A 22558-nucleotide genomic window follows, 5' to 3' on the forward strand; every position below is an offset into this window, starting at 1 on the left:
CACCGGAGCCGCCCCGTCCGTCTGTCCGTCTGTCCGTGTGTCTGTGCGTCGGTGTGTCTGTGTCTGCGGTCCGGCTACCGGAAGGAGATGCCGTTGAGCAGGTGCTGGATCAGCCGCAGTGCCCGCTCGGCGTCCCAGAGCCGGGGGGAGGCCAGGGGGCCGCTTTCGGCCACCAGTTCGTCCACGGGCAGGTCCGCGGAGGAGGGCAGGGCGGGCAGAAGCTCCTTCAGCAGAGCCCCGAAGTGCTCACCGACCGGTCCGGCCGCGGCCTGGTGAAGCCTCTCCCGCGCCGCCTCCACGGCGGCCGACCGGGCGCGGACGGCGGCCTCGTCGACCACCGCCCCGGGCGGCGGAGCGAAGTCCATGGACTGCAAGATCCCCTCGGCCACAGTCGCGTCGCCCGGTGCGGCCCGCCACTCGCGCGCGTCCATGGCGTCCTGGGCGCGCCGCACGATTTCGGCCACCGCACGGGCGATCGGCCGGGGGTGCAGGGCGAGCGGGCGGCCCGTCCACTCCCCCGCGTACTCTGCGAATGAGGGGTCGCCCTTGATGTCGCTGTCCACATCGATGTAGTCGATGTCGATCCTCTCGTAGGCCTCGGAGTGCTCCCACAGCAGCTCCACCGGGTGGTAGGCATGCTCATGCAGGAACTGCCACCACGCCTCTCGAGGGACCGGGGCATCGAGCAGTTGAAGCTTGATCCTGCACTGGTAACACACCACGTCAACGGGTTCCCACATGTCTTCCTCCACCCTTCCCAGCGTGGTCTCCACCCCACCAGGATCGATCACTTGCACGCGCGTCCGCGCGAAGCCGCATCGCCGCCGCGCCGATTGTGGCGCGGTGCGGCGCCCCCTGCCGGTGGGGGGGCGCTCAGAAACCCTCTGCCTCCATCGCCCTCTCCTTGTTCAACAACCCGGCCCTCTCCGCGTCCGTGGGCCCGGAGCCGCCTCCGCCTCCGCCGCCCTTGCTCAGGTCATGGAGGCCGGAATCCCCCAGGTCATAGGTGCCGAGTTCCTCGCCGGTGTCGTCCACGACGCGGACGGTGTACCCGCGCCACTTGGAGATGTCCCGGCCCGGCTGCTTCTGCCAGTCACCGAGCCATTTGTAGGCATCCGATGTCTTGGGCACCTGGAAGAAGATCTCGTTGATCTTCATTCCCTTGGCCTTGAGCTGCTTGGTGGCACTCGACAGCTGCTCCATGAACCGTGCCTGCTTGGGGTTCGCGATCGTCTTGACCTCGCGGTAACCGACGACGTTCCCCTGGCGGTCCAGCAACTTGATGTCCGGGTTCTTCTGGCCCTGCTCGTTCTTTCCCTTCGTCTCCGGGTTCACCTCCGCCGTCGTGTCGTCCGGACCGCCCTCGAGGGACTTGTAGGCGTTCTCCTCGGTCAGCAGCGGTTTGCCGTCGGGGCCCTTGTGCTCGTTGCGGAGGCTGGAGGCGCCGGCGTCTGTGCCGCCCGACGCGGCCTCGTGCGTGGGATCGCCGCTCCCGCCGCCGTCGCCGTCCTGCACCGCGTAGGCGATGTTCGGGCCCGCCACCGCCGCGATGGCGGTGGCGCTTCCGGAGATGGCCAGTCCGGTGCCCGCGACGTCGAGCGCCGCTCCCAGGGGAGCGCCGACGCCCGTCGCCATGAGGGCCGTGCCGCCCGTGTCGGCCGCCGCGCCCAGCAGCAGTTCACCGGCGCCGAGGGCCGCCTGGGCCCAGTTGGTGCGCTGCATGACGTCGCCGGCGGTCTGGGTGAAGTTGGAGACGGCGTTGCCGATGGAGCTGAACCAGCTGGCTCCGGTGGGGTCGCTGCCGGTGACCGGGTCGTTCCCGCTGTAGTCGTAGCCGGAGATCTGCGTGGGGTCGGAGGACTCCAGGAGGGGGTCGAGGGAGACGAAACGACCGGTCTGCGCGTCGTACTCCCGGGCGCCGAGGTTCTCGAGGCCGGTGCCGGAGTCGGAGATTCCTCCGATGTAACCCTTGTCGCCGAGCCAGGAGCCGGGGGCGGTGCCGCGGACCTTGCCGAAGGGGAGGTACTGCCGGCGTGTGACTGCCTGGGTCTGGTAGTCGATGGAGAGGGTGTCGGTGCCCTGGCGGTCGGGGATCAGGTACTGGATGTCACCGCTGCTGCTGCGGGCCGCGATGGTGGTGGTGCCGAGGGTGTAGTACCGGGTGCCGCTGAGGGCGTGGCTGCTGGTGTTCTCGACGATCTCCTCGTCGTCGAGGTAGAGGGTGGCCTGACCGGGGCCGGTGCGCAGCACGAGGTTGCCGTCGGCGTCGTAGAGGTAGCCGGTGCTCCCGGCGGAGGTGGTGTCGGTGGCCAGCTTGTCCTGGTCGTTCCAGGTCAGGGTCTGGTTGCCGAGGGCGCCGCCGCCCACGGCGGTGGTGTCACCCGCGCTGTCGTAGGTGTAGGAGGCGGTGTCCGCCGTCGCGCCGGGTCCGGTGGCGGTGGTGGAGGTGACGGTGTGCGGCTGGTCGGTGGCCGAGCCGGCGGTCGGGTAGGCGTACGTGGTGGTGGTGTCGTGGGTGGTGTCGCCGCCGGTGTCGTGGTCGGTCTCGGTCAGCCGTTCGCCGTCGGCGCGGTAGGTCCAGCTCTCCCAGTAGGGATTGGGCCCGCCGACCGTGGAGCTGCTGCCGGCCGCCGGGGCGGTGGCGCAGTGGTCGGTCGCGGTCCAGGCGGCGGACAGCCGTACGTTCCAGTCGTAGGCGTAGCACTGGGTGTCGGAGGTGGCGCCGCCGTTCTGCGCGTCGGTCACCGAGGCGAGCAGGCCGGTGCCCTTGGAGAGGTCGTTGTCGGACCACTTGTAGGAGGTGTCGTCGACGACGGTGGAGCTGCTGGAGTCGGTGGTCTTGGCGTCGGTGGGCTGGTTGGTCTGGGGGTCGTACTGCAGGGTGAGGTCGACCCAGCCGGTGGTGGGGCCCATGGAGTACTGCAGCGGGTGGCCGTACTCGTCGTAGCCGACGGCGTTGACGTAGGTCCAGGCGGTGGTGCCGGTACTGGCCAGGCTGGTGGGGTCGCCGTACTGGTCGTATCCGGTGGCGATGGTCTCGGCGGGCAGCCCGCCGGCCGCGGCGTCCTGCTGGGTGGCCGGCGTGCCGGTGGTCTTGTAGGTGTACGAGGTGGTGTAGCCGCCGGAGGGGGCGAGGGCGGCCTCGCCGGCCGGGAGGTCGGCGAGGGTGGTGCGGGTGGCGGCCGCCTCGCCCAGGTTGGTGTAGGCGAGGACCGTGTTGGTCACCGTGGGGCTGGACGTGCCGAGCTGGTAGGAGGCCGAGGAAGTGAGCAGACCCTTCTTGAGGGTGTCGTACGTCCAGGACGCGATCTGGTTGCCCGTGGAGGGGGTGGCGCCGCCCGTGGTGTCGTAGGCGGCCGTCTTTCGCCCGCCCCCGTCGTAGGAGTAACTGGTCGTCTTGGAGCGGGAGTCTGTGGTGGTGAGGATCTGTCCGGCGTTGTCGTACGTCGCGCTCGACGTGCCGGCGTCCGGGTCGCTCGCGGAGGTCTGGTCGCCGAGCAGGTCGTAGTGCCAGCTCCAGGCGTTGCCGGCCGGGTCGGTCTCGCCGGACTTCGAGCCGTCGGGGTTGTAGGTGTAGTGGGTGTCGGAGTAGTCGCCGACGGGGTCGTCGACCGGGTCGGCCGGGACGCCGGAGTGGTACTGGTAGAGGTCCGTGACATTGCCGCGGGCGTCGGTGAGCTGGGATTCGGCGACTCCGCCGGCCGGCGGGACGGTGGTGGTGAAGTTCCCGCCGAAGACCGTGCCGGTGTGCCAGGTCTCGGTGCCCAGCGCATAGGCGGTGGCCAGGGTCTTGCGGCCCGCTCCGTCGTAGGCGAAGCCGGTCTCGGAGGGGATCTGGCCGTCCTGGGCCTGGACGAGCGTGGTGCCCGGAGCGCCGGTGGTGTAGTAGGGATTGGTGGTCTTGGCGACCCAGCCGTCGGTGTTGTAGACGGTGTCGGTGACGGTCCGTCCGCCGTCGACCGTGCCGGTCTGGGTCTCCCGCAGGCGCAGGAAGGAGTCGTAGAGCGACTCACTGACGGCGTAGCTGCCGTCGTCGTTGAGCGTCTGGGTGCTCACCACGCTGGGCGAGGACTGCGAGAGCGCGTAGGTGTACTTGGCGGCGGCCGCGGTGATGCCGGGACGGAAGACCGCGGTGGTCCGTCCGAGGGCGTCGTACTGCGCCTTGGTGACGTAGCCGGCCGCGTCGGTCTTGCTCAGCTCCAGGCCGCGGAGCGGGTCGAGGGTCTCGGTGACGGTGTGGGTGAGCGGGTCGGTGGTGGTGACGGAGGTGGGTGAGGCACCGGTCGTCGGCGTGTAGGCGATGTGGGTGGTGCGCTGGTCGGGGTCGGTGCTGGACAGGGTCCGGCCGTACTCGTCGACGGTCAGCGTGGACATCGTCGACCAGGTCGGTGTCGAGCCGCTGTAGGAGGTCACCTGCTGGATCGTCGTCGGGTCGCCGACGGTCGGCGCCGCCCCGAAGGTGGCCGAGCCGTCGTAGTAGATCCGCTTGTCCGCCACGGCGTCACCGGGCAGCGAAGGGGTGTCGGCGCAGTCGGCCGAAACGGTGTCGGCCTCGTCGGGGGCGTCGAGGATCCAGGCCGAGGTGTTGTCGGCGTAGGTCGTGGTGGCGCAGATGTCGTCCGAGGCGGTGGAGACGTCGCCCTTGTCGTCGGACTTGGTCACCCGGCCGTTGGAGTCGTGGGTGCTGTCGGTCTCCGTCTCACGGGTGCTGCCGGAGGCGAGCGGGGTGTAGACCCGGGTGCGCGCGGTGCCCGTGAGATACGCCTGCTGGGCGGGCAGCCCGCCGCCGGGCGTGTGCGTGGCGGTGGCCGGGGACGACCACGGGGCGGTGACGGTGTCGTTGACGGCCTTGCCCGAGTTCCACCCGTTGTAGAGGATCGTCTCGTACGTCATTCCCGCGTACTGGTCGGAGTCCGGGACGGCGGTGTCGCCGCGTGAGTCCGTGATGCTCGCCGACCGTGTCGCGCCGCCCGGCAGGGTGTCGCCGTCCATGCCGCGGAAGTAGGTGTAGTCCGTCTCCGTCTTCGGGTCCGGGGCGGTGCCCGTGGAGACCTTCATCCCCTGGTACCCGCGCCACTCGTTCCAGGTGCGCTGGTTCGAGGGGGTCAGCGGGTTGTCGTCGTGGTGCCAGGCCGGGCTGCCGACGGGGGTGTAGGTGGTGACCGTGTCGTCGGCGACCCCGCCGCCGGTCGGGTCCTGCTGGGTGACGGTGGTGACGATGTACTTGTTGAACCAGTCCTTGATCGGCGAGGTCAACCCGCTGGGCGTCCAGTACGACGGGAAGCACAGCGAGGTGTTCTGGCTGTCGTCGCCCGGCGTCGAACTCCCGCACGCCGGCGCCGAGTAGCCGACGCTGATGACCTCGCCGGTCTCGGTGGTGATCGTGTTCAACCGGTAGCGGGTGATGGGCGCGTAACCGTCCGTCAGGTCGACGCGGTTGGACATCGGTGTGCCGGAGAAGGTGACCGGCGCCGTGCTGAGCGAGCCCGTCGATCCGCCGGCGCTCGTGTCCTGGCCAATGCGCACGATGGACGACAGCCACAGCGAGGGGGTCGTGGCGTCGCCGGTGGCCGGGAAGGCGTAGGTGAACGCCCAGGAGTCCACGTCGGTCTCGGTCGTCCCGACCAGTTCCTGTGTCTGGACGCCGGTCAGCTCGTACTCGGACCAGAAGGACGGCGACTGCGAGGTGCAGGAGGCGCCGTTGGCGCAGTTCAGGTCGTAGGGGACGTCCGGCCAGTTCGTGGCCGTCGAGGAGGACAGGCCGGAGACCGCGCAGCCGGTCGGGGCGGTCTTGCAGCGCCCGTTGTAGGTGAAGGAGATCTGGGCGTCGGGGCTGGTGGAGTAGACCGAGCCGTCGCGCTGGCCGTACTGGATCCTCGTCAGCCGTGCGTCGCGTATGTAGGACGTGTTGGCGGTGCTGCCCAGGTCCCGCGCGTAGTAGTCGGTGTCGTCGGTGTAGAAGGACGACATCACGTCGCCGTGGGTGTCCTTGACGTAGTCCAGCATCCACCGGTAGCCCTGCTGGCACCAGGAGGAGGAGAAGGTGGCGTTGTAGCACGGCTGGCCGGAGGCCGTCGCGTAGACCGGCTCGGTCAGCACCGAGTTCGTGGCCGTGTTGCCGCTGGCGTATCCGGGCAGGTGGTTGAGGCCGAAGGTGTACTGGGCGCCGTCGGGGGTGGTGACGCGGAAGTACTCACCGTTCTGGGCGCCGTTGGAGGCACCGGTCAGGTACTGGATCCGCTCGTCGGTGTCGCCCTGGGCTCGGTAGGTCCCGGTGGTGTCGTCCTTGATGATCGAGGTGGTCGATCCGTTGAGCGACAGCGTCAACTGGTTGTCGTTGGACCAGCAGTTGTCCCAGGTCTTCGTCGTCCCTGACGGGTTCTGGTGGCAGGACTGGTAGGAACGCTCGATGTAGTTCTCCGGCAGCGAGAAGCCGTCGCCGACGATGGACGCCTGGTTGTTGGTCGAGGAGGTCAGTCCGTCGACGCTCTGCGAGTTGTAGTTGATCTTCAGGCCCGGGGTGAGCCCGCCCGGGACGGCAGGGGCGCTGAGCGGGTAGGACCAGTCGAAGGCGTCGGTGCTGCCGCCCGCCTGCCATGAACCTGACGGCTTGAGAGACGTGGCGGTGAAGTCACCGCCACCGCCGCCACCGGACGACGACGTCGCGGCGAACACCATCGCGGCCGGCGCGGCGGAGGCCTTCGCGGTGGGTGCCTTCGCGGGGGAAGCCTTCGTGGTGGGCGTCTTCGCGGTGGGCGCGGAGACCGTGGACGAGCTCAGTGCCACATCGGCGGAGACCCGGCCGGTGTCGGCGTCGTTGCTGGACTTCAGGGCGGTCGCGGTCCGGCAGGCAGGCGCCTTCGGGGTGGTCAGCGCGCAGGCGGGCAGCGCGACCAGCTGCAGCCGGGAGGCCCAGTCCGCGCCGTAGGCGTCGGCGAACGACCGGTAGTCCACGGTCAGACGCGCCGTGCGCGCCTGAGTCCGCGCGTCGGGTACGACGCTCAGCAGGACGCCGTCGACACCCGCGGCCTGCGCCGCCGACCGGGGCAGTACCGTGACCGTCGCACGGCTCGCGGACCGGCTCGACGCGGCCGGCGACGTGGCGGCGGCGTGCGGTGTGCCGGCGGTGTGGCCCGCCGTACCGAGCCACACCGGCAGGGACCCGGCTCGCCCGCCGGCGCCGGGCACGTCGACGCGGGCGGAGCCCGTCGGCCAGACCACCTTGGCCGGCTTCCAGGACGACAGCTTCTTCGGCTTGAGGTAGTGCGAGGTCACCGCGTGGACCGGGACCGGCTCGGTGTTCCGTGGGACGGGCTGCTGCCGGTGCGCCGCGGGCGCGGCGGCCAGGGTCGTCACCGCGACGGCCATCGTCACCGCCGTCGCGAGGAGGCCCCGCACGAGGGAAGGCCGGGGTATACGTCTCCCCGTTCCGATGGCCGATTGGTTTTCTCCCTTTGCCATAGCAGGCCTGCCCCCTGGAAATGGACTCGCGTGAGTCATGGATTAGTTCTGACGATCAAAATCTGACAAAAAAATGGCGCGCTGAATGCAATGCAAAGGCGCTGGGATCACCAGACCGAAAGCCCGGCTAGCCGATGGCGATGACGGGGTGGCCGGTGGGGTCTATCCATTTCATGATCTGGGTCATGACGGCGGCGGGCAGGGCCACGCAGCCTCCGGTGGGGCCGGCTTGCGGGCCGAGGTCATGGAGGAAGATCCCGGCTCCGCGGCCTTTGACCGCCGGGTCCATGTTGTAGTTGATGACCAGGGCGTTGTTGTACTGGGTGGGGTACTCGATCAGGTGCTCGCTGCCGTCGTCACCGGTTTCGGTGAGGTGGAAGCCGCCCTGGGTGGATGTCCGCATCTGGTTGTAGTAGGCGGACGTGGGGTCCTCGACCCACCAGTCGACGCTGGTCACCTTGTGGTACGGCATCCTGGTGCCCGGGTCGGCCCCGACGCCGAAGCCCTGGGTGATGGTGTAGGTGCCGGTGGGGGTGGTGTCGGTGCCCTGCTTGCGGGTGGTGCCGCTGGTGACGCCGTTGGAGCCGATGCGGGCGGCGGTGGTGGTGACGACCTGGTGCCAACTGCCGCCGCTCATCTGCCAGCTGGTGACGGTGGCGTGGGAACCGGTGGCTTTGACGGTGATGACCTGGGTGGCCTTGCCTACGGTGACCGCGACCGGGAAGGGCGGGGCGGTGGGCTTGGTGACGTAGGAGCCCGCGGGCAGGTTGAGCTTCTCGCCAGGGTGGATCACGTAAGGGGACGCGATGTGGTTGTCCTTGGCCAACGCGGCCCAGCCGCCGGGCACATGCTCTTTGGCGGCGATGCCGGACAGAGTGTCGCCGCTGACGACGGTGTAGCTGCTGACCGGGGTGGTGCCGGCGGGGGTGGCGGCCTGGGCGGCGGTGGCACCCAGCAGGCCGGCGCCGATCCCGGCGGCGGCCAGCGACGCCGCGGTGGTGGTGGTGCGCAACACCGGGGTGCGGGGGCGGGCGTGGCGCCCGGAGGAGGCCGACATACGAGGGGAAGTCTCCAGAGTGGTAGGGGTGGAAGTGGTGGCTGCCGACCAAGGCATGGCGATGCGCCGCAAGTTGATTGCCGGTCAGTGCGCGGCCGAAGACGTCTCGGGCTACAGCAAACACAGTCGCCAAAGCCAGATTCGCCCACGCGAATAAGATTATGACTACAGGTGAGCACACGAATCGGTGTGCCATTGCCAATGGTTTGGCAATGGCGCCCGGCAGCAGCTCGCCGGAGTGGAAACAGTCGACGACCGTGCGTTCGCCGACCAGCGGGACTACTGACCCCGGTGCCCGTGCGGTGGCCGGGGTCGGCGGGCTCCACCCACAAGTTGCGGTAGTCGTTGGGGTCTCCGCCCAGCTGCAGAATGGCCGACCCGGCGAACTCGGCCATCACGGCCTTGAGAACCAGCCTTTCTGTTCGCAAGACGGTCTGAAGATCGCTAGCTTCCTCTCTACCTTGTTCGTGCCGGGAAGGATCTCTGTGAGCGCATCCCGTCGAAGAGCCGTGGCCACTCTGGCCGCAGCCGCGCTCTCGACACCGCTCCCGATGGCCTCCGCCCCACCTGCCCCCACTTCGCCCGTTTCCGCCCCACCCGGCCCGCCTCCGCCCGCAAGGGCGATCCGGGCAGGGATGCCGCCAGGCTCTCGAAGGTGCCTGGAGCTCGGAGGGTGGGTCCGTATCCGTCCAGGCCCGCCACCACCGGGGGTTGAAGGTGATGGCGAGGGTGATCCATGACCGGATGGCCCGTAAGGCTCTGGACCAGCAAGGCAGTTGGGGCTGGTGGGGTATGGCCGGGCCCCCTCTCTGGCCCCTCGTTGGGGCACGGGGCCGGCGCGGTGGCGTCCAGGGGGCCGGGTGGGGCGAACCTCTGGTCCCAGCAGAAGGAGAAAGCACAGTTGACCAGGGTCTGGCGGCGGCGGATGGCGCGGTCGGAGCGGACCTGGAAGTCGGCCCAGCCCAGTTCGTCCTTGACCTGTTTGTAGCTCTGCTCGATCCACGGCCGCAGTCCGTAGAAGCGGACGATCTCGGCGAGGTCGGCAGGGCGTATGAGCTGACCGGACCGGCGCCGGTCTCACCTCGGCAGCAGGCGATGGCGATCGCCGACGCACTGGGTGAGCCGGTGCGGTTCGTCGAACAAAGCCGCGCGGAGGCTCGGGCACAGATGCTGCAGTTCATGCCCGAGCCGACCGTGGAAGCCACCCTTGGCATCCTGGGCACGCCGAAAGCCGCTGAGCAGCGGGTGAGCCCCGACGTCGAGCAGGTCCTCGGCCGCCCGCCCCGCACCTTCACCGAGTGGGTCGCGCGCAACGTCGCAGCCTTCAAGTAGGAGGTCGTGCAGGTAAGCGTGTGCTCATGGGCGGCGGTTCGGGCGTTCGTTCCAGCGGTGGGTCGTCCATGCCTGACGGATCAGGCCACGGATGGCGATGATGGTGTCGGCCAGGTCGAAGAAGGCGTCGATGACGGTGGCCCGGCGCTCGTAGCAGCGAGCGATGCGGTGGAAGGCGTTCCGCCAGGCGTGGGTCCGTTCGACGTGCCACCTCTGACTTGCCTGGATCGGCGCCTGCTCGCCCTTGTGTGCGATGCGGCCGTGCAGGCCGCGTTCGTCGAGCAGGGCGCGGGTGGCGGCACAATCGACGCATACGAGCTGCTCATCCGGAGCGCCTCGGTCATCGGCTTCCAGATCGCGGCCATCGCCCGGGGCAAGCCCGAGGTGTACGCGCGCTGGCTCGACGAGCTATGGGAACTCCACCGCAACCGCACGCCGCGCCCCCACGTGTTCGCTGAAATCCCACTCGCCGAAGCAGCACGCGCCCACGAGATCATCGAGTCCCGCCGCAACCTCGGCAAGGTCGTTCTGGTCCCCTGAGACCAGGACAAGCAACCCGCCCAACCCGGCCGTCCGGGTTGGGCCGAACGAGTCGGTTTCTCTCTGCTGCCCGGCATTCGCATCAGGCTCGTCGCACACGGGAAGCGTCGGCAGACGATGGAGGACTCATGCGGTCAGCGCATCACCGCTGTTCAAGAGGTCAGCGTAGACCTCTGCCGCGCTCGCTGCCGGTCAGATGCCGCTCGGAGCGCTGCTGCGGGGTGAGGCGGATGCCGCCGCTTTGGTACAGGAACTGGCGGACGTGGTGCATCGGTGCCCCGAGCGCCCGCCCAATCAAATTGAACGACTGCCCTTCGCGCCGGCGTCTCCAAACCTCGTCCTGCTGAGCCGACGAGGACCCGTAGTCACGCACCTGCGCCTCCACGGTCACATGATCATCCGTGGGCGGTGCGTTGATCACTTGAAGGTGCCATCGTTTGCCGACACTCGGCCGGAAAGGAGGCCCGTCTCGCTGCCCACTGTCGTAGGACTGCCTACCGCGTGGCCGCTGGGACTTCCACGAGGGTCGATCGGTGTGAGCACTCCGAGGCGGTCCTCGACCTCCTGGGCAGCATCCAGGCACAGGTCCTCCCGGAACGCGCGCCCGACGATCTGCACGCCGGACGGCAGGCCGTCGGTCACTCCGGTCGGTACGGCGACCCCGGGTACGCCCGCGAAGCTGGTCACCGTGCACAGGCGCATGCCCAAGCCGACTCGTTCCCGTCCTGCCTGGTCGCGTGACTCCAGCCCCGGCTCGACGGCCGGCTCGGTGAACACCGGCCCGAGCAGCAGCGGGTACTCGTCCAGGAACTCCGCCCAGGAGCGGCGGATGCCCAGCCAGACCCCCATCAGCTGCATGAACTCCGCTGCGGTCGCAGGCGGGGTCTTCTCCATCGTCATCTCGATGTAGCGATCTCCGCCCTCGCCGAGCAGTGTCCGCACCACCGGCCAGGTCGGGGCGAATTCGGTCACGACGATCCGGTGGTACGCCTCAAGTGCCTCGTCAAGCCGCGGAACGTCCGCCATCTCCCGCACGTCGTACCCGGCGTCCCGCAACGCGTCGGCCGCGGCCTCGACGGCACGGCGGACCGTGGGGTGGACGCCGTGGCCGCCGGGATCGGCGACGACCGCGACCTTCACCGGTCCCGGCAGCGGCTCACCACGGACGGGCACCGGTACGGCCCGCGGGTCCCGCGGGTCGGTCCCGGCCAGCGCCTCGTATGCCAGCCGCAGGTCGGCGATCCTGCGGGCCAGGGGCCCGTCGGTGACCAGCATCTGTGAGGCCGGTCCTGGGTCGTCCGGGCCTAGAATTCGGTGGTCGGCCGGGAATCGCCCGGCGGTGGGCTTCAGTCCCGCCACGCCGCAGAACGAGGCCGGGATCCGTACTGATCCGCCGGAGTCGTTGCCGAGCCCGAGCGCGGCCATGCCGGTGGCGACGGCCGCTGCGTCGCCGCCGCTGGAGCCTCCCGGAGTCCGGCGCCGGTCCCACGGGTTGACGGTGTCGCCGAACAGTTCGCTGCGGGTGTGCATCCCCGCCAGGATCAGGGTGGGTATGTTGCTGTGCCCGATCGGTATGGCTCCGGCGGCACGCAGCCGGGCCACCGGGGGTGCGTCGGCCGTCGCCACCAGATCGCGGAAGCGCGCGAGTCCCATCGTGGTCGGCACACCTTCGACGGCGGTGGTCTCCTTCACCGTGAACGGCACCCCTGCCAGAGGCCCCAGCTCTTCGCCTGCGGCCCGGCGCAAATCCGTCTGCGCCGCGGCTTCACGGGCACGCTCGGCCATGAGCTGAGTGACCGCGTTGACCTGCGGGTTGACCTCGGCGATGCGGTCCAGGTGGCTGTCGACCAGTTCGACAGCCGATACGTCTCCATTCCGGACTGCCTCTGCCTGTGCTGCGGCCGGCATCTTCCATAGGGCGTCCCGCACGATTCTTGTCCTCCCCGTTCATGTGTCGAAGCGCTCGCGTCGGAACCATAACCCAGAAGCGATACGCTCGTATCGGAAAAAGGAGGCGCCCGAACATGCCCAAGCAGGTGGACTACGAGAGCCGACGCCGACGGATCGCCGAGGCCGTCTGCCTCCTCGCTGACGAACACGGACCTGAGGGAGTGACCATGCGCGACGTCGCCACCCGCGCGGAGGTCTCTCTGGGTGCCGTTCAGCGTTGCTTCCGCAACAAGGAGGAGATGCTCCTGTTCGCCGTCGACCACGTCGGCGAACGCATCACCGAACGTGTACGGGCCCGCCTCTCCAGCAGCCCGGCCCAGTCAGCCGCTACCGCCCTGGGTCACGCGGCCACCGAGATCGCCCTGCTCCGCAGACAGCACCGCGCCGAGGCACGGGTGTGGCTCGCGTTCGTCGCCCAGGCCGCCGTCAGCGAGCCACTCGCCGCCAAACTCAGAATCAGTTACGCGGCTCTCCATGGCCTCCTCGGCCGCCTCATCACGGAGGCCGGCGAGAGCGGCCCGGCCGACGATGACGCCGCGACGCTCGATCCGCAGCGCGAGGCCCGGGCCCTGCTCGCCCTCGCGGACGGCCTGACCAGCCATGTGCTCATAGGGCACTTGACCGTTGAGGAGGCCGAGGACACCCTGCACGCGCATGTGGTCCACCTCTGGGAACGCCTCCACACCAGCCGTCCCGGAAAGGCCGTCTGACACTCGTGGAGCTGATTGCCTTGCCCGTGCCGTGACGGCCACACCGTGCACGCCCAGACCACCGCCGCCGACCGGACCACCCCCGAGGACCAACTCACGCGCGCGGCCGCCATCGAGCGCGAGCACGCGAGGGTGCAGAGCCCTGCGGAGGCCGCCCAGTTCGCCGCCCGGCACTCGGCCGCAACCGTGATGGCGCCCGCCTTCGCACTGCCCGAGCTGGACCACAACGCCCGGTCCGCCGCCCCGCTGCTGCCACCGCCCAGCACGCCGTGGCGGGAGGCCGCCGCACGCGCCGTCCAGCTGCGGGGAGTGTCCCCCGCAGCCACGCCCGAGCAGGCAGCCCGGCTGGGCAAGGCCGTGGCCTTCGCCGATCTGTGCGCTCAGGCCAAGGATCTGCGGGAGCTGCCGGAGTCTGATCAGGTGCAGGTGCTTCGGCGGGTCAAGCCCACCGCTCGCCCCCGCAGTCCCAAACCCCAGCGCCCTGCCCTGCTCACCGCCCTGATCACCACCGAGGCAGGAACCATGCACCCGCTCTACCGGCAGCTGGCCAGCCATGCCGGCCACCACCTGCCCGAGCAGGCCGACAGCGCGTGGACCGACACCGTCGAGATCCTTTACGACCGCTACGACCACCCATAGCGGCACTACCCGCAGTGGACACCCGTGCGGAGCCACGGCAAAGCTGCAGCCCCCACCACCGGTGAGGCCCTGCGCCGGCCCGGGCAGGCGCGTCGCGTCGGCTCGTCTGGCGCCTTGGTGCGTCAGCTGGTGGTGTCCCCGGCGTGGGAAAGGCGGATCGTGCCCACGGTGGTGATGACGGCGGAGCCGGTCAGAGCCATGGCACCGTCGACAGCGACGGATACGTGCAGATACCCGCCGGGGAGGTCGACGCGGTAGTCGGCGGTCTCGGTCCGGCCGGCACGGCGTCGGTGGGCAGCAACGGCGGGCGCAGGCACCAATGCCGCAGGCGCGGTCTCGCCCACGCCCCGCTCGTGGACGCGCAGCGCGAGGTGGCCGAGGCCGAGGACGGTGGACGAACTCGGTGGTGACGCCGTAGGGGAGAGATAGGCGCCGGCCGGTTCGGCGGCGGGCGGTGGGGACAGGTCTCCGGCGTCGACGAGCACCACGGCATGGGGGTTACCCATGTCGACATGGATGGCGGGCCAGCTCTTGCCGGCGGCGGTGACGGTGTGCGGTCGGCGCCGGGGAACACGGGGACACCCATGGCCACGGTGACCGGGCCCTTCACCGGCACGTGCAGGGGGAAGCTGGTCAGCCGGACCGGCCGCAGGTGCTCGGAGGGCCCGTGCTCAAGAACAACTCGACTCACTGCCTCGGCTGGTGCCCGGACAGCCAGGAGGCCCGAGTCGCCTTCTCGGGCGCGACAACGACGCCCGGCGGCCCGAGCGGGTGTACGAGGACCGCGCATGGTGGTGTCCTGAGTGCTGGCGGGAGGACGGCGCCAGCGCATACGACCGTTTCCACAGCATGCACGAGCCGCGCCTTCAGCGCCATGTGGCCCGCAAGATCAGGGCCTTCTTCCCTCCGCACCTGCACAGCGACGTGACCACCGCGCACCACGAGTTCCGGGCCTGCGCCCGCTCCCCGTACGTGCCCGACGCCCGGCCTGACTTGCCGCCGCCCGGGCCGATGCGGCACGCCCCCGCCTGCTTGCGGGACGCGCCGACGGCACGCACTCCCCAACGGCCCCTCGGCAGCGACGGGTTCACCCTTCGAACCCGACTCCGCCGAGAGTACCCACGGCCGGGAACCGGTACAGCCGCCATCGCCTCTTAGGGGCGGAGCGGGCTGAGCGCCTTCGGCCGTCCCGGAACTTCGATCAAGCGACTCTGAGCTCGCCCCGAGCTCCGTGCCGGCCGGGCCGAACCCCACAGCCCGTGAGCACCGTCCGGACGGGGACGGTGGGCGCCAGGACTTCGAGGAGGAGAAGAAGACCATGAGCGGCGTACTGGTTCACCTGCCGTCGGACGGGAGGGTGGAGATCACGCCCGTGTCGGAGCCGGTGAGCCTTCGGCTCGGTCCGGGGGACGTCGCCCGCTTCGGGCGCGGCTCCGCGTCCGTCCCCGTCGATCTGCGGATGGCGAATCCAGCGGTATCCCGGCTCGCCGGAGAGATCCGGGTGACGGAGGACCACTGGCAGTTGAGCAACCTCAGCACGAACCAGACCTATCTGGTGGAGAACCCTGAAGGGGCGGGGGAATATTTCAGGGTCCCGCCCCGCAGGGCCGGAGCCCCCGTGCCCTTCGAGTTCGCACGTGTCCTCCTGCCTACCCGGGGATCCGCCGTGAGTTTCCAGGTGTTCGCCCCCGACCACGTGTACCTCGGCGCGAGCGGCATGGAGGGCTTGACGGGCACCGGGACGCTCGCCGGCTTCTCCCTGGACGAGACCTCCACGTACTTCCTCGTCCTGGTCGCGCTGTGCGAGCCGCGGCTGCGCGACGAGTCCACAGTGGCGGTGGCGACCACGCCCCAGATCGTGGAGCGGCTGCGGAACCAGCCGGGCTGCGAGCGGCTGACCAACCGGGCGGTCAGCTCCCACATCGACTATCTGGCGGACGAAAAGCTGCGGATCACCGCGTCGGCGACGACCGGACCGGCTCAGGGCGTGCGACGCAACGGCAAGCGGGAGGCGGTGGCGGGACTCGCCCTGCGTTTTGGGCTTGTGCGCGAGGAGCACTTGGTGCTCCTGCCGTCGAGGAGATCGTCGCTCCAGCGGACGGTGGTGGCGGGAGGGTGAGCAGCGGCTCCGTGGAGGTGGTTCCACGCGGCTACCGGGTCGGTGAGTGGGAGGTCACCGGCCTGATCGGGGCCGGTGGATGGGGGACGGTGTACGCGGCCAGGCGCGCCGGCGGTCCGGACGGCGGCGGTGACGGCGGGCACGGCGGCGACGGGAACGAGGGCGGGTCGGCCGCGCACGGGGAGACGGCCCCGTCGGAGGTCGCCCTCAAGTTCCTGCCCACGGCCGGGCTCGCGCCGCGACAGGCGCGCGGGCTGGTGGAGACCGCCCGGCGCGAAACCGAGCTCAGTCGGCGCACCAGGCATCCCCGGCTGATCCGGCTGTTCGACTCCATCACGCTCGGCGAGTCCGCCGGTTCGGCCTTCGACGGGGCCGTGGTGCTCGTCATGGAGCGGGCCGAGCGAAGTCTGCGCGAACGGCTGGAGGCTTCGTCTCCCTCCGGTCGGGGCGGCCCCTCGTCGCCCGCTGCCCGATCCTCCACCCCGTCCGGCGAAGTGCCGCTGTCGGCGCGAGAGGGAGCGCGGCTGCTCACCGAGGTCTGCGAAGGGCTGGCGCACCTGCACGGACTGGGCTGGGTGCACGGGGACCTCAAGCCCGACAACGTCCTGATCATGGCGGACGGATCGGCACGGCTGGCGGATTTCGGTCTCTCGGTGGAGCTGACCGGCACCCACGCCTACATCCCGCCCCTGGGCACCCCTGACTACCTGCCGCCGGAACGCTGGCAGGCGTCGCTGGGCGAACGGGGCGTACAGGTGCGGCAGAGCACCGACATCTGGGCACTGGGCGTGATGATCCACCAGGTCTTCACCGGAGGCGCCTCGCCGTTCCCCGGGGCGACGCCTGCGGCCCGCGGAGCCGCCGCCCAGGAGTACGCCGACGGACGCGCACCGCTGCGTATGGACCTGCGCGTGCCGCCCTTCTGGCGCGATCTGGCGGCCGACTGCCTCAGTCCGGCACACGCCGACCGTGCCGCGCACACCGTCGAGAGCCTGCTGGGCCGTATCCGGGCCGAGCAGGAGCAGCCCACAGCGCCTCCAGGAGCCCGGAACAGGCACACGATCCTGGCAGCCGCCGCGCTGATCGTGGCGGCGGGCGGCGTGGGCTCCGTCGGATGGCTCCAGTACGACGACGACCAGCGGTCACCGGGCAGCGGCTCCGGGTCCGGGCGAGGCGGTGCGACGGCGAGCATCGTGCCGAACGCGCCCCTCAAGGTGTACAACGCCGAGCGGTCGTGTCACCGGCCGGGCGAGCGGGACAACCTGTGCAGCCTCGGACTCGCGATCGACCCCCTGCTGCCGTACGACATCGACAACGTCGTGCTGACCAGGGTGTGGGACGGTGACGTCCTGACCGCCGACTGCCAGCTCTCCCAAGGGACGCCGGTCGCCGACGAGGCGGGCACACGCTCGGTGCGGTGGTACAGGGTGCGCCTCACGGCGGAGAAGGGCCGGACCACGGCCTGGCTGCCGGCGGTGCGGACGAAGGATCGTCCAGCACTGGTGGAGTGCCCGGCCCGGCCCTCTCCGGGCTGACGTCGGTCAGCACAGCCGGATGTCACGCCCCTCGTTGTCCTTCGCCTCGTCATTGCCCCAGCGCTGGAGGTAGTACGCGGAGACGTACGCGCGGCCCGAGCCGCCCGGCACCACCTGGTCGAGGTCGGTGAGCAGCCACCAGTGGTTGTAGGAGTTCCCCACGCGCACCTCGTCGCCCGGCTTCTTGCACAGGACATAGTTGGTGCCCTTGAGCAGCTTGCCCTGCACCGCACAACGGGGGCTGGTGTCGCCGACGCAGTCGACCGCAGCGTAGCCGGGGGCGTCGGCGAAGGTGTCCACCCAGAACCGCTCCGGAGCGGGGTTGCCGCCGCAGGCGTTGGTGCTGGTGACTTGGGGGAACGGCCCGGAGGGGGAAAGCCGGTACTCGGTGCCCTGGAGCACCGGGTGCACCATCTCGTCCGTCTCGCCGTTGTTGTCGCCGTTGGTGTCGTACAGCTGCTCGTAGTGCAGGTGCGCCGAGGTGGTCCCGACCAGTCCGAGCCTGCCGAGCGGCGCACCCGAGGAAACCTGCTGCCCCAGACGCACGTCGATGCGGTCCATATGCAGGTACACCGAGAACCAGCCGCCTCCGTGATTGATCTCCAGGCCTCCGGGTTCGAAGAGCTCGGTGACCGTGCCGGCGGCCGAGGCGACGACCGAAGCGCCGAGGGTCTGCCCCCCGACGCGGTACATGTCGAGTTTCTTGTCGTCGGGAGCGTGTCCCTGGTACGTCTGCAACTGCCAGGTCTCGCCGCAGGCGAAGGGCAGCCGGAAGTCGGGCCGGGCGCCCGCGGTCGCCTGTGTCGGCGTGGCGGCCGCCGGGGCCGCCCCGGAAGCCGCCCACAACCCGAACACCGCGAGGACGGCCGCGACGACGAGGACGTACGGCTTGGGCAGCGGCGACCCGAAGGCGCGTCTGCTGCGGGGTGTGCGCATGGAATCCCTCCCTTGCCCGCCCGGCTCCGTGCCGGGCGGTCGTTTCGTACGGTGCTCCGGGGCGGGCCGGGCGGCCCGGACGGGGGCGTCAGCACTGCTGGGTGACGCCCCCGGTCACCTCGCCCTTGAGTTCCCGTAGGCATCTCTGGTGTTCCCCGGGCCGGAGGGGGTGCGCAGTGCGCGGTCCTTGACGGCTTTTGCTCGGCGTCGGCGCGGAGACCGTTCTCCGGGTCGATCGGCTCGGCGTGTATGCCCGTGGCCGGGACCGGCGCGCCTGGTGCAGCCAGGGCCGAACAGGCCGTGGCGAGCAGCAGGGCGAGTGCGCCGGAGATCCTGGCTGGGCATGGTCGACTCCGTTGCTGATGAGGCGATACGAAGGCGCGTCAAGTCACTGCGGCCAAGGCCGGCCCCGCCGGGGCGTGCGTTCCGGCGGGGCCGGCCTTGGCCGTGTCAGCAGCGCCGCAGGCCATACCTGCTCGGGTCGGCGTCGAACCAGCTGGGAGTGAACACCCAGTCGGCCGGCACATAGCCCTCCCGCCCGTCGCTGCTCCAGTCGGGCACCGTGCGGTACCAGGTCGTGTTGCCGCCGCCGTGCAGTCCGCCCGGCGACCAGCAGGTGAAGTAGCTGAACGTCGACTGCAGCAGGCCGGTGATGGGACTTTCGTGGAACGGCTCCGCCCGGGTCGGCGCCGATCCGCTGTTCCCGCACCACAGTCGATTGTCGTGAGCGCGCACGCCGCACTCGGCCGCTGCCGCTGGTGCCGACGTCGCGGCCTGTGCCGAGGGAGCGGCCAGGATTCCGGCCAGCGCGGCGGCCACCGTGACAGACGCCGCGGTTGCCTTGACGGATTTCACGATCATGATTTCTCCTTCGTCGTCTATGGGCGCCTTCCGAGGCAGGTCTGTCGCCGGACAGGTTCCGGCCGCGTTCGCGCGCCATGAGATCGCCGTCACCGGGTCCTCGCCACCGTGGCTTGGACCGGTGCCTGGAAGGTATCCGTGGCAACACAGGAGGCGGCATCCGGAAGATTCCGGAGTGACACGCTTCCGGTGACAAGCCGTCAGCCTCTCCCCGGTGCGGCGGCGAGCAGTCCGCCGTACCCCCGCAGCGGGAGAGCGCAGAGCAAGTCGAAAATCATGAAGTACGCCAGCCGGGCAGGCCATGCCGCAAGGTGGCCTCGTCACCCCCGTGACCCTCGCCAGCAGGAGACCAACGACCTGCCCGTATTCGCCAGTTGAACACTTCGCGTGCTGCTGTCCGGGCCGCCGGAGCGTCCTTGAGCTGACGCGCTTGCGAGAACAGAGACAGGCGGGCGACGAGCGTCCCGGCAGTCCCCCGGGTTACCACCACGTCCCGTGCGGCCGGTCGGAGCAGTCCCCCACAACCCCTGCTGGGGCTCCACGCAAGGTCTGTGCTCTGCCTGGGAGGCCCGGGCCAGGACCAGTCGGCCGTCCGGTGTCAGGACGCGCCCAAGCTCGCGCAGGGAGCCGCCGATTTGCCCAAGGAGCTACGGGTCCACAAGGAAGGCCTTCTCCCCCATCATCAGCGGGGCGCCGGCGGGCCCCTTGATGTACGGGCCGCGCCAGATCACCCGGTGCTCCTGGAGGCTGGGATACCACTGCCTGACCTTGTGCATCCGCACCGGCCACCGATGGTGGTACACCCGCTTCGCCTCCCCCGCCGGATCCGACGGACGCGGCGAGGGCACAGCGAGCCGAATGACCCGCACATCGGGATCGCGCGGTACGGAGCCGTCCGCGCCGCTCGCTGCCGTGCCTCCATGCCGAGTTCGCTCTGGTCGCCGACTTTCTCGGCTGAGGCCTCCAGCAGGGGATGTTCGTCAGCTCACACCGGCCGTCGGGACTGCGCGGGAACAACCCGAGACAGTTGACCGTTCACCTATACGTGGCTGGCGGAGGGGACAGTGTCCCCGGGCCTCACCTATAGCCCATGGGGACGATCGTCCGGCTGAAGCCCCATGGAGCCTTCCGCCGAGAGGCGACCGCCCTCCGCCTGTCACCGCCTTACGGCCCCGGCTGGTCTCCCCCGTCCAGCCGGGGCTTTCGCGTACTGACGACTGCCGCGGGCCTACCGGGGAAGCCCAGGCTGTTCGACGCGGCAGTCCGACAGCCGCCCCTTCAGGTGAGGTGGAGGGTGGCCAGGGCCGTGGGCCAGTCGGTGGCGATGGCCTGCTGTGGGGCTGCGAGGGTCGTCCGGTCGCCGGCCGGGCCGCCATCGCCGCTCAACCGTCGTCCCGCACCCGCGGGGGTAGCTCGCGCCGAGCGTCCCGCTGCGTACCGTCGCTTCAGCCAACGTGATGCGCCCAGGGGCGAGGCCGGCGAAGGACGGTATCGGGTTCAGGCGGTGGGGCGGGTATGCACGCTGACGGAGTAGCCGCCGCCTGGACGGTAAGGGTCGCCCGCCCAGGTAGCGAAGCGCTGCCGCAGCGTCAGTCCGGCCTTCGTGCACCAGTGGTCGAACTCCGTCAGCGTCACTGTCGGTTCCGGCAGGGGCAGGTGTTCCGCGTCCAGTCCCATGCCGGTGATCAGCAGTCCGCCGGGGCGCAGTACGGCGGCAAGTTGCCGCACAACAGCTGGTTCGGTACCGGGGGCCAGCAAGGGGATGACGTTCCCGGCGGCGAGCGCCAGGTCGAAGCCGGGTTCCAGACTGAGGCTGTCCAGGTGTGCCAGGTCACCGTGGAGCCATTCTTGCGTGGGGGCGTCGCGGCGGGCGACGGCGAGCATGGAGCGGTCGACGTCCACGCCCGTGCAGAGGTGACCCAGCTCGGCGAGTCGGATCGCAATCCGTCCGGTGCCGCACCCGGCATCGAGGATTCGGGCGGCAGGATTCAGCAGCGCGTCGCAGAAGGCGGCCTCGCCGTGGATGTCGTGGCCTGATTCAGCGAGCCGCGCAAACCGCCGGGCGTACTCCTCTCCGGCTTGTCCACCTGTCAGTTCCGCCCAGCGGTCGCCTTGGCTGTTCATGGTCTGCGTGCCTTCCGGTAGACAGGACGAGGGCGGTGCCATCGCCTTCCTCACCGCGCACACCGCGGTGAGCAGCACGACCCTAGCCAGATCTACGCGGCAACACCTGCTCGCTCACGCCCGCCCCCACGGGGTGCAGCCCAGGTTCAGGTGCCCCAGGCCAGCCAGGCCCTGCACCTGGGTCACCAGATGGCAGGTGAACAGACGCCTCGGCCAGGGCAATTCTGCAAGAACATCACCTGGACGGGATGGCCGTTGCCACGAAAGATCAGGCGGCGGATGCACGCCGCTCGCCGGAATCGCATCCTTCCCGGTGACAGCCCGATCCCGATCATCTGCGAGGACACCCCTTGTCTCCCAGCCCGTCCCGAGGCACGCGCCGAACCGTCCCCGGTCTCGCCACCGCCCTGCTGGCCCTGGCCGGCCCCCTGGCGACCCCGGCCCTCCCCGCGGCGGCCGCCGCCGGAACTGGGCAGGTCAGTACGGTCACCTACACGGCGGCGGAACGGGCCGCCGCCCTCTCGTACTGGACGCCCGCGCGCATGAAGCAGGTCAGCCGCGCCGTCGACCTGGGGCCGACCGGACCGCTCAGCAAGCCCTGGACCGGCAAAGCCATCTCCAGCATCGGCCGGCTCTTCTTCGTCGATTCAAGGGGGCAGGACACCTGGTGCACGGCCAGCGCCGTCACCAGCGAAAACCGTTCAGTGATCATGACCGCCGCGCACTGCGCGCGCCTCGGCTCCTCGCCCGTCAACACCTACAGCGACATTGTCTTCGTCCCCGGCTACGCCAAGGGCAAGGCCCCGTACGGCCGCTATGCCGTAAAGGCGACCATGACACCGCGCTCCTGGGCCGAGGACACCGTCAATGACATTGCGGCGATGGTCGTCGCCACCCCGGCGTACGGGAAGCGGCTCACCGACGCAGTGGGGGCGCAGAACATCGCCTTCGGCCGTCCGGCCGGTGAACGGGTCACCGCCTTCGGCTATCCGGCGACCTCTCCCCAGCGGGGCGAGGAACTGCTGTACTGCGCCGGTACCTCTCAGCGCGCCCCCGAGGGCGAGCAGCGCGTCCCGTGCGACCTCGGCGGCGGCGCGAGCGGCGGTCCCTGGCTCGCCGGCTTCAACTCCGCCACCGGCAAGGGCACCGTGGTCTCGGTCAACAGCCACGGCAAGGGCGACGGCGGCACCCCGATGTACGGGCCGACGCTCGACAAGACCGCGCGGGCCCTCTACGACGCCGCCCAGCGCGGCTGAGCGCCGGGGCTCCGGCCGGCCGGAGCAGCGAGCTGGGG

At 70.3% G+C, this 22558-nt stretch carries 16 protein-coding genes and 2 pseudogenes; 7 read left to right on the plus strand and 11 right to left on the minus strand.

The window, feature by feature from the left end; translation table 11 throughout:
* Positions 1-74: 74 nt before the first annotated feature.
* From ABZ725_RS42675 to ABZ725_RS42685, 3 genes are all read right to left on the minus strand, one after another.
* Positions 75-740, minus strand: a complete 666-nt coding sequence (locus ABZ725_RS42675) for a hypothetical protein (protein ID WP_358807757.1) — start codon at positions 738-740, stop codon at positions 75-77.
* 133 nt (positions 741-873) lie between these two features.
* Entirely contained in the window at positions 874-7398 is a 6525-nt protein-coding gene (locus ABZ725_RS42680; protein WP_358807758.1) for an RHS repeat-associated core domain-containing protein, read from the minus strand.
* 190 nt (positions 7399-7588) lie between these two features.
* Entirely contained in the window at positions 7589-8518 is a 930-nt protein-coding gene (locus ABZ725_RS42685; RefSeq protein WP_358807759.1) for a L,D-transpeptidase family protein, read from the minus strand.
* Positions 8519-9559: 1041 nt separating this feature from the next.
* Between ABZ725_RS42685 and ABZ725_RS42690 the strand changes: the two are divergent.
* Positions 9560-9850, plus strand: a pseudogene (locus ABZ725_RS42690) (NmrA family transcriptional regulator); the annotation flags it as partial.
* A 24-nt stretch (positions 9851-9874) separates the two neighbouring features.
* Here the strand turns inward: ABZ725_RS42690 and ABZ725_RS42695 are convergent.
* Positions 9875-10132, minus strand: a pseudogene (locus tag ABZ725_RS42695) (IS5/IS1182 family transposase); the annotation flags it as partial.
* Positions 10133-10234: 102 nt separating this feature from the next.
* Between ABZ725_RS42695 and ABZ725_RS42700 the strand changes: the two are divergent.
* Positions 10235-10390, plus strand: coding sequence for a zinc-binding dehydrogenase (locus tag ABZ725_RS42700; protein WP_358807896.1), 156 nt, complete (start codon positions 10235-10237; stop codon positions 10388-10390).
* Positions 10391-10550: 160 nt separating this feature from the next.
* Here the strand turns inward: ABZ725_RS42700 and ABZ725_RS42705 are convergent, their stop codons facing one another.
* Entirely contained in the window at positions 10551-10811 is a 261-nt protein-coding gene (locus tag ABZ725_RS42705; RefSeq protein ID WP_358807760.1) for a hypothetical protein, read from the minus strand.
* Positions 10808-12298, minus strand: coding sequence for an amidase (locus ABZ725_RS42710; RefSeq protein ID WP_358807897.1), 1491 nt, complete (start codon positions 12296-12298; stop codon positions 10808-10810). The genes ABZ725_RS42705 and ABZ725_RS42710 overlap by 4 nt, the downstream gene beginning before the upstream one ends.
* A gap of 116 nt (positions 12299-12414) precedes the next feature.
* On the opposite strand from ABZ725_RS42710, the gene ABZ725_RS42715 reads away from it, so the two are divergent.
* Entirely contained in the window at positions 12415-13050 is a 636-nt protein-coding gene (locus tag ABZ725_RS42715; RefSeq protein WP_358807761.1) for a TetR family transcriptional regulator C-terminal domain-containing protein, read from the plus strand.
* A 45-nt stretch (positions 13051-13095) separates the two neighbouring features.
* Complete coding sequence (locus ABZ725_RS42720) at positions 13096-13689, plus strand: hypothetical protein (protein WP_358807762.1); 594 nt, start codon at positions 13096-13098, stop codon at positions 13687-13689.
* A gap of 122 nt (positions 13690-13811) precedes the next feature.
* On the opposite strand, the gene ABZ725_RS42725 is transcribed toward ABZ725_RS42720, so the two are convergent.
* Positions 13812-14195: a hypothetical protein gene (locus tag ABZ725_RS42725; protein WP_358807763.1), complete on the minus strand. Its 384-nt coding sequence runs from the start codon at positions 14193-14195 to the stop codon at positions 13812-13814.
* 812 nt (positions 14196-15007) lie between these two features.
* Between ABZ725_RS42725 and ABZ725_RS42730 the strand changes: the two genes are divergently transcribed.
* Entirely contained in the window at positions 15008-15808 is an 801-nt protein-coding gene (locus ABZ725_RS42730; protein WP_358807764.1) for an FHA domain-containing protein, read from the plus strand.
* Positions 15805-17343, plus strand: a complete 1539-nt coding sequence (locus ABZ725_RS42735) for a serine/threonine-protein kinase (protein ID WP_358807765.1) — start codon at positions 15805-15807, stop codon at positions 17341-17343. Before ABZ725_RS42730 ends, ABZ725_RS42735 begins: the two co-directional genes overlap by 4 nt.
* Positions 17344-17349: 6 nt before the next feature.
* Here the strand turns inward: ABZ725_RS42735 and ABZ725_RS42740 are convergent, their stop codons facing one another.
* The 4 genes from ABZ725_RS42740 to ABZ725_RS42755 form a co-directional block, all read right to left on the minus strand.
* Positions 17350-18279, minus strand: a complete 930-nt coding sequence (locus ABZ725_RS42740) for a M23 family metallopeptidase (RefSeq protein ID WP_358807766.1) — start codon at positions 18277-18279, stop codon at positions 17350-17352.
* A 450-nt stretch (positions 18280-18729) separates the two neighbouring features.
* A complete protein-coding gene (locus ABZ725_RS42745) occupies positions 18730-19140 on the minus strand; it encodes a hypothetical protein (protein ID WP_358807767.1) in 411 nt (136 codons plus the stop codon).
* A gap of 647 nt (positions 19141-19787) precedes the next feature.
* Positions 19788-19943: a hypothetical protein gene (locus ABZ725_RS42750; RefSeq protein WP_358807768.1), complete on the minus strand. Its 156-nt coding sequence runs from the start codon at positions 19941-19943 to the stop codon at positions 19788-19790.
* A gap of 694 nt (positions 19944-20637) precedes the next feature.
* A complete protein-coding gene (locus ABZ725_RS42755; protein ID WP_358807898.1) occupies positions 20638-21264 on the minus strand; it encodes a class I SAM-dependent methyltransferase in 627 nt (208 codons plus the stop codon).
* Between the two features lie 350 nt (positions 21265-21614).
* Between ABZ725_RS42755 and ABZ725_RS42760 the strand changes: the two genes are divergently transcribed.
* Complete coding sequence (locus tag ABZ725_RS42760; RefSeq protein WP_358807769.1) at positions 21615-22520, plus strand: trypsin-like serine protease; 906 nt, start codon at positions 21615-21617, stop codon at positions 22518-22520.
* Positions 22521-22558: the final 38 nt, after the last annotated feature.

It is taken from the genome of Streptomyces sp. NPDC006872 (assembly GCF_040635845.1).
Lineage (GTDB): Bacteria > Actinomycetota > Actinomycetes > Streptomycetales > Streptomycetaceae > Streptomyces.

Coding starts and splice junctions, on each gene's coding strand:
- ABZ725_RS42675 (WP_358807757.1), bottom strand. CDS start 740: ATGTGGGAACCCGTTGACGTGGTGTGTTACCAGTGCAGGATCAAGCTT.
- ABZ725_RS42685 (WP_358807759.1), bottom strand. CDS start 8,518: ATGTCGGCCTCCTCCGGGCGCCACGCCCGCCCCCGCACCCCGGTGTTG.
- ABZ725_RS42710 (WP_358807897.1), bottom strand. CDS start 12,298: ATGCCGGCCGCAGCACAGGCAGAGGCAGTCCGGAATGGAGACGTATCG.
- ABZ725_RS42715 (WP_358807761.1), top strand. CDS start 12,415: ATGCCCAAGCAGGTGGACTACGAGAGCCGACGCCGACGGATCGCCGAG.
- ABZ725_RS42725 (WP_358807763.1), bottom strand. CDS start 14,195: ATGGGTAACCCCCATGCCGTGGTGCTCGTCGACGCCGGAGACCTGTCC.
- ABZ725_RS42730 (WP_358807764.1), top strand. CDS start 15,008: ATGAGCGGCGTACTGGTTCACCTGCCGTCGGACGGGAGGGTGGAGATC.
- ABZ725_RS42740 (WP_358807766.1), bottom strand. CDS start 18,279: ATGCGCACACCCCGCAGCAGACGCGCCTTCGGGTCGCCGCTGCCCAAG.
- ABZ725_RS42745 (WP_358807767.1), bottom strand. CDS start 19,140: ATGATCGTGAAATCCGTCAAGGCAACCGCGGCGTCTGTCACGGTGGCC.
- ABZ725_RS42755 (WP_358807898.1), bottom strand. CDS start 21,264: ATGAACAGCCAAGGCGACCGCTGGGCGGAACTGACAGGTGGACAAGCC.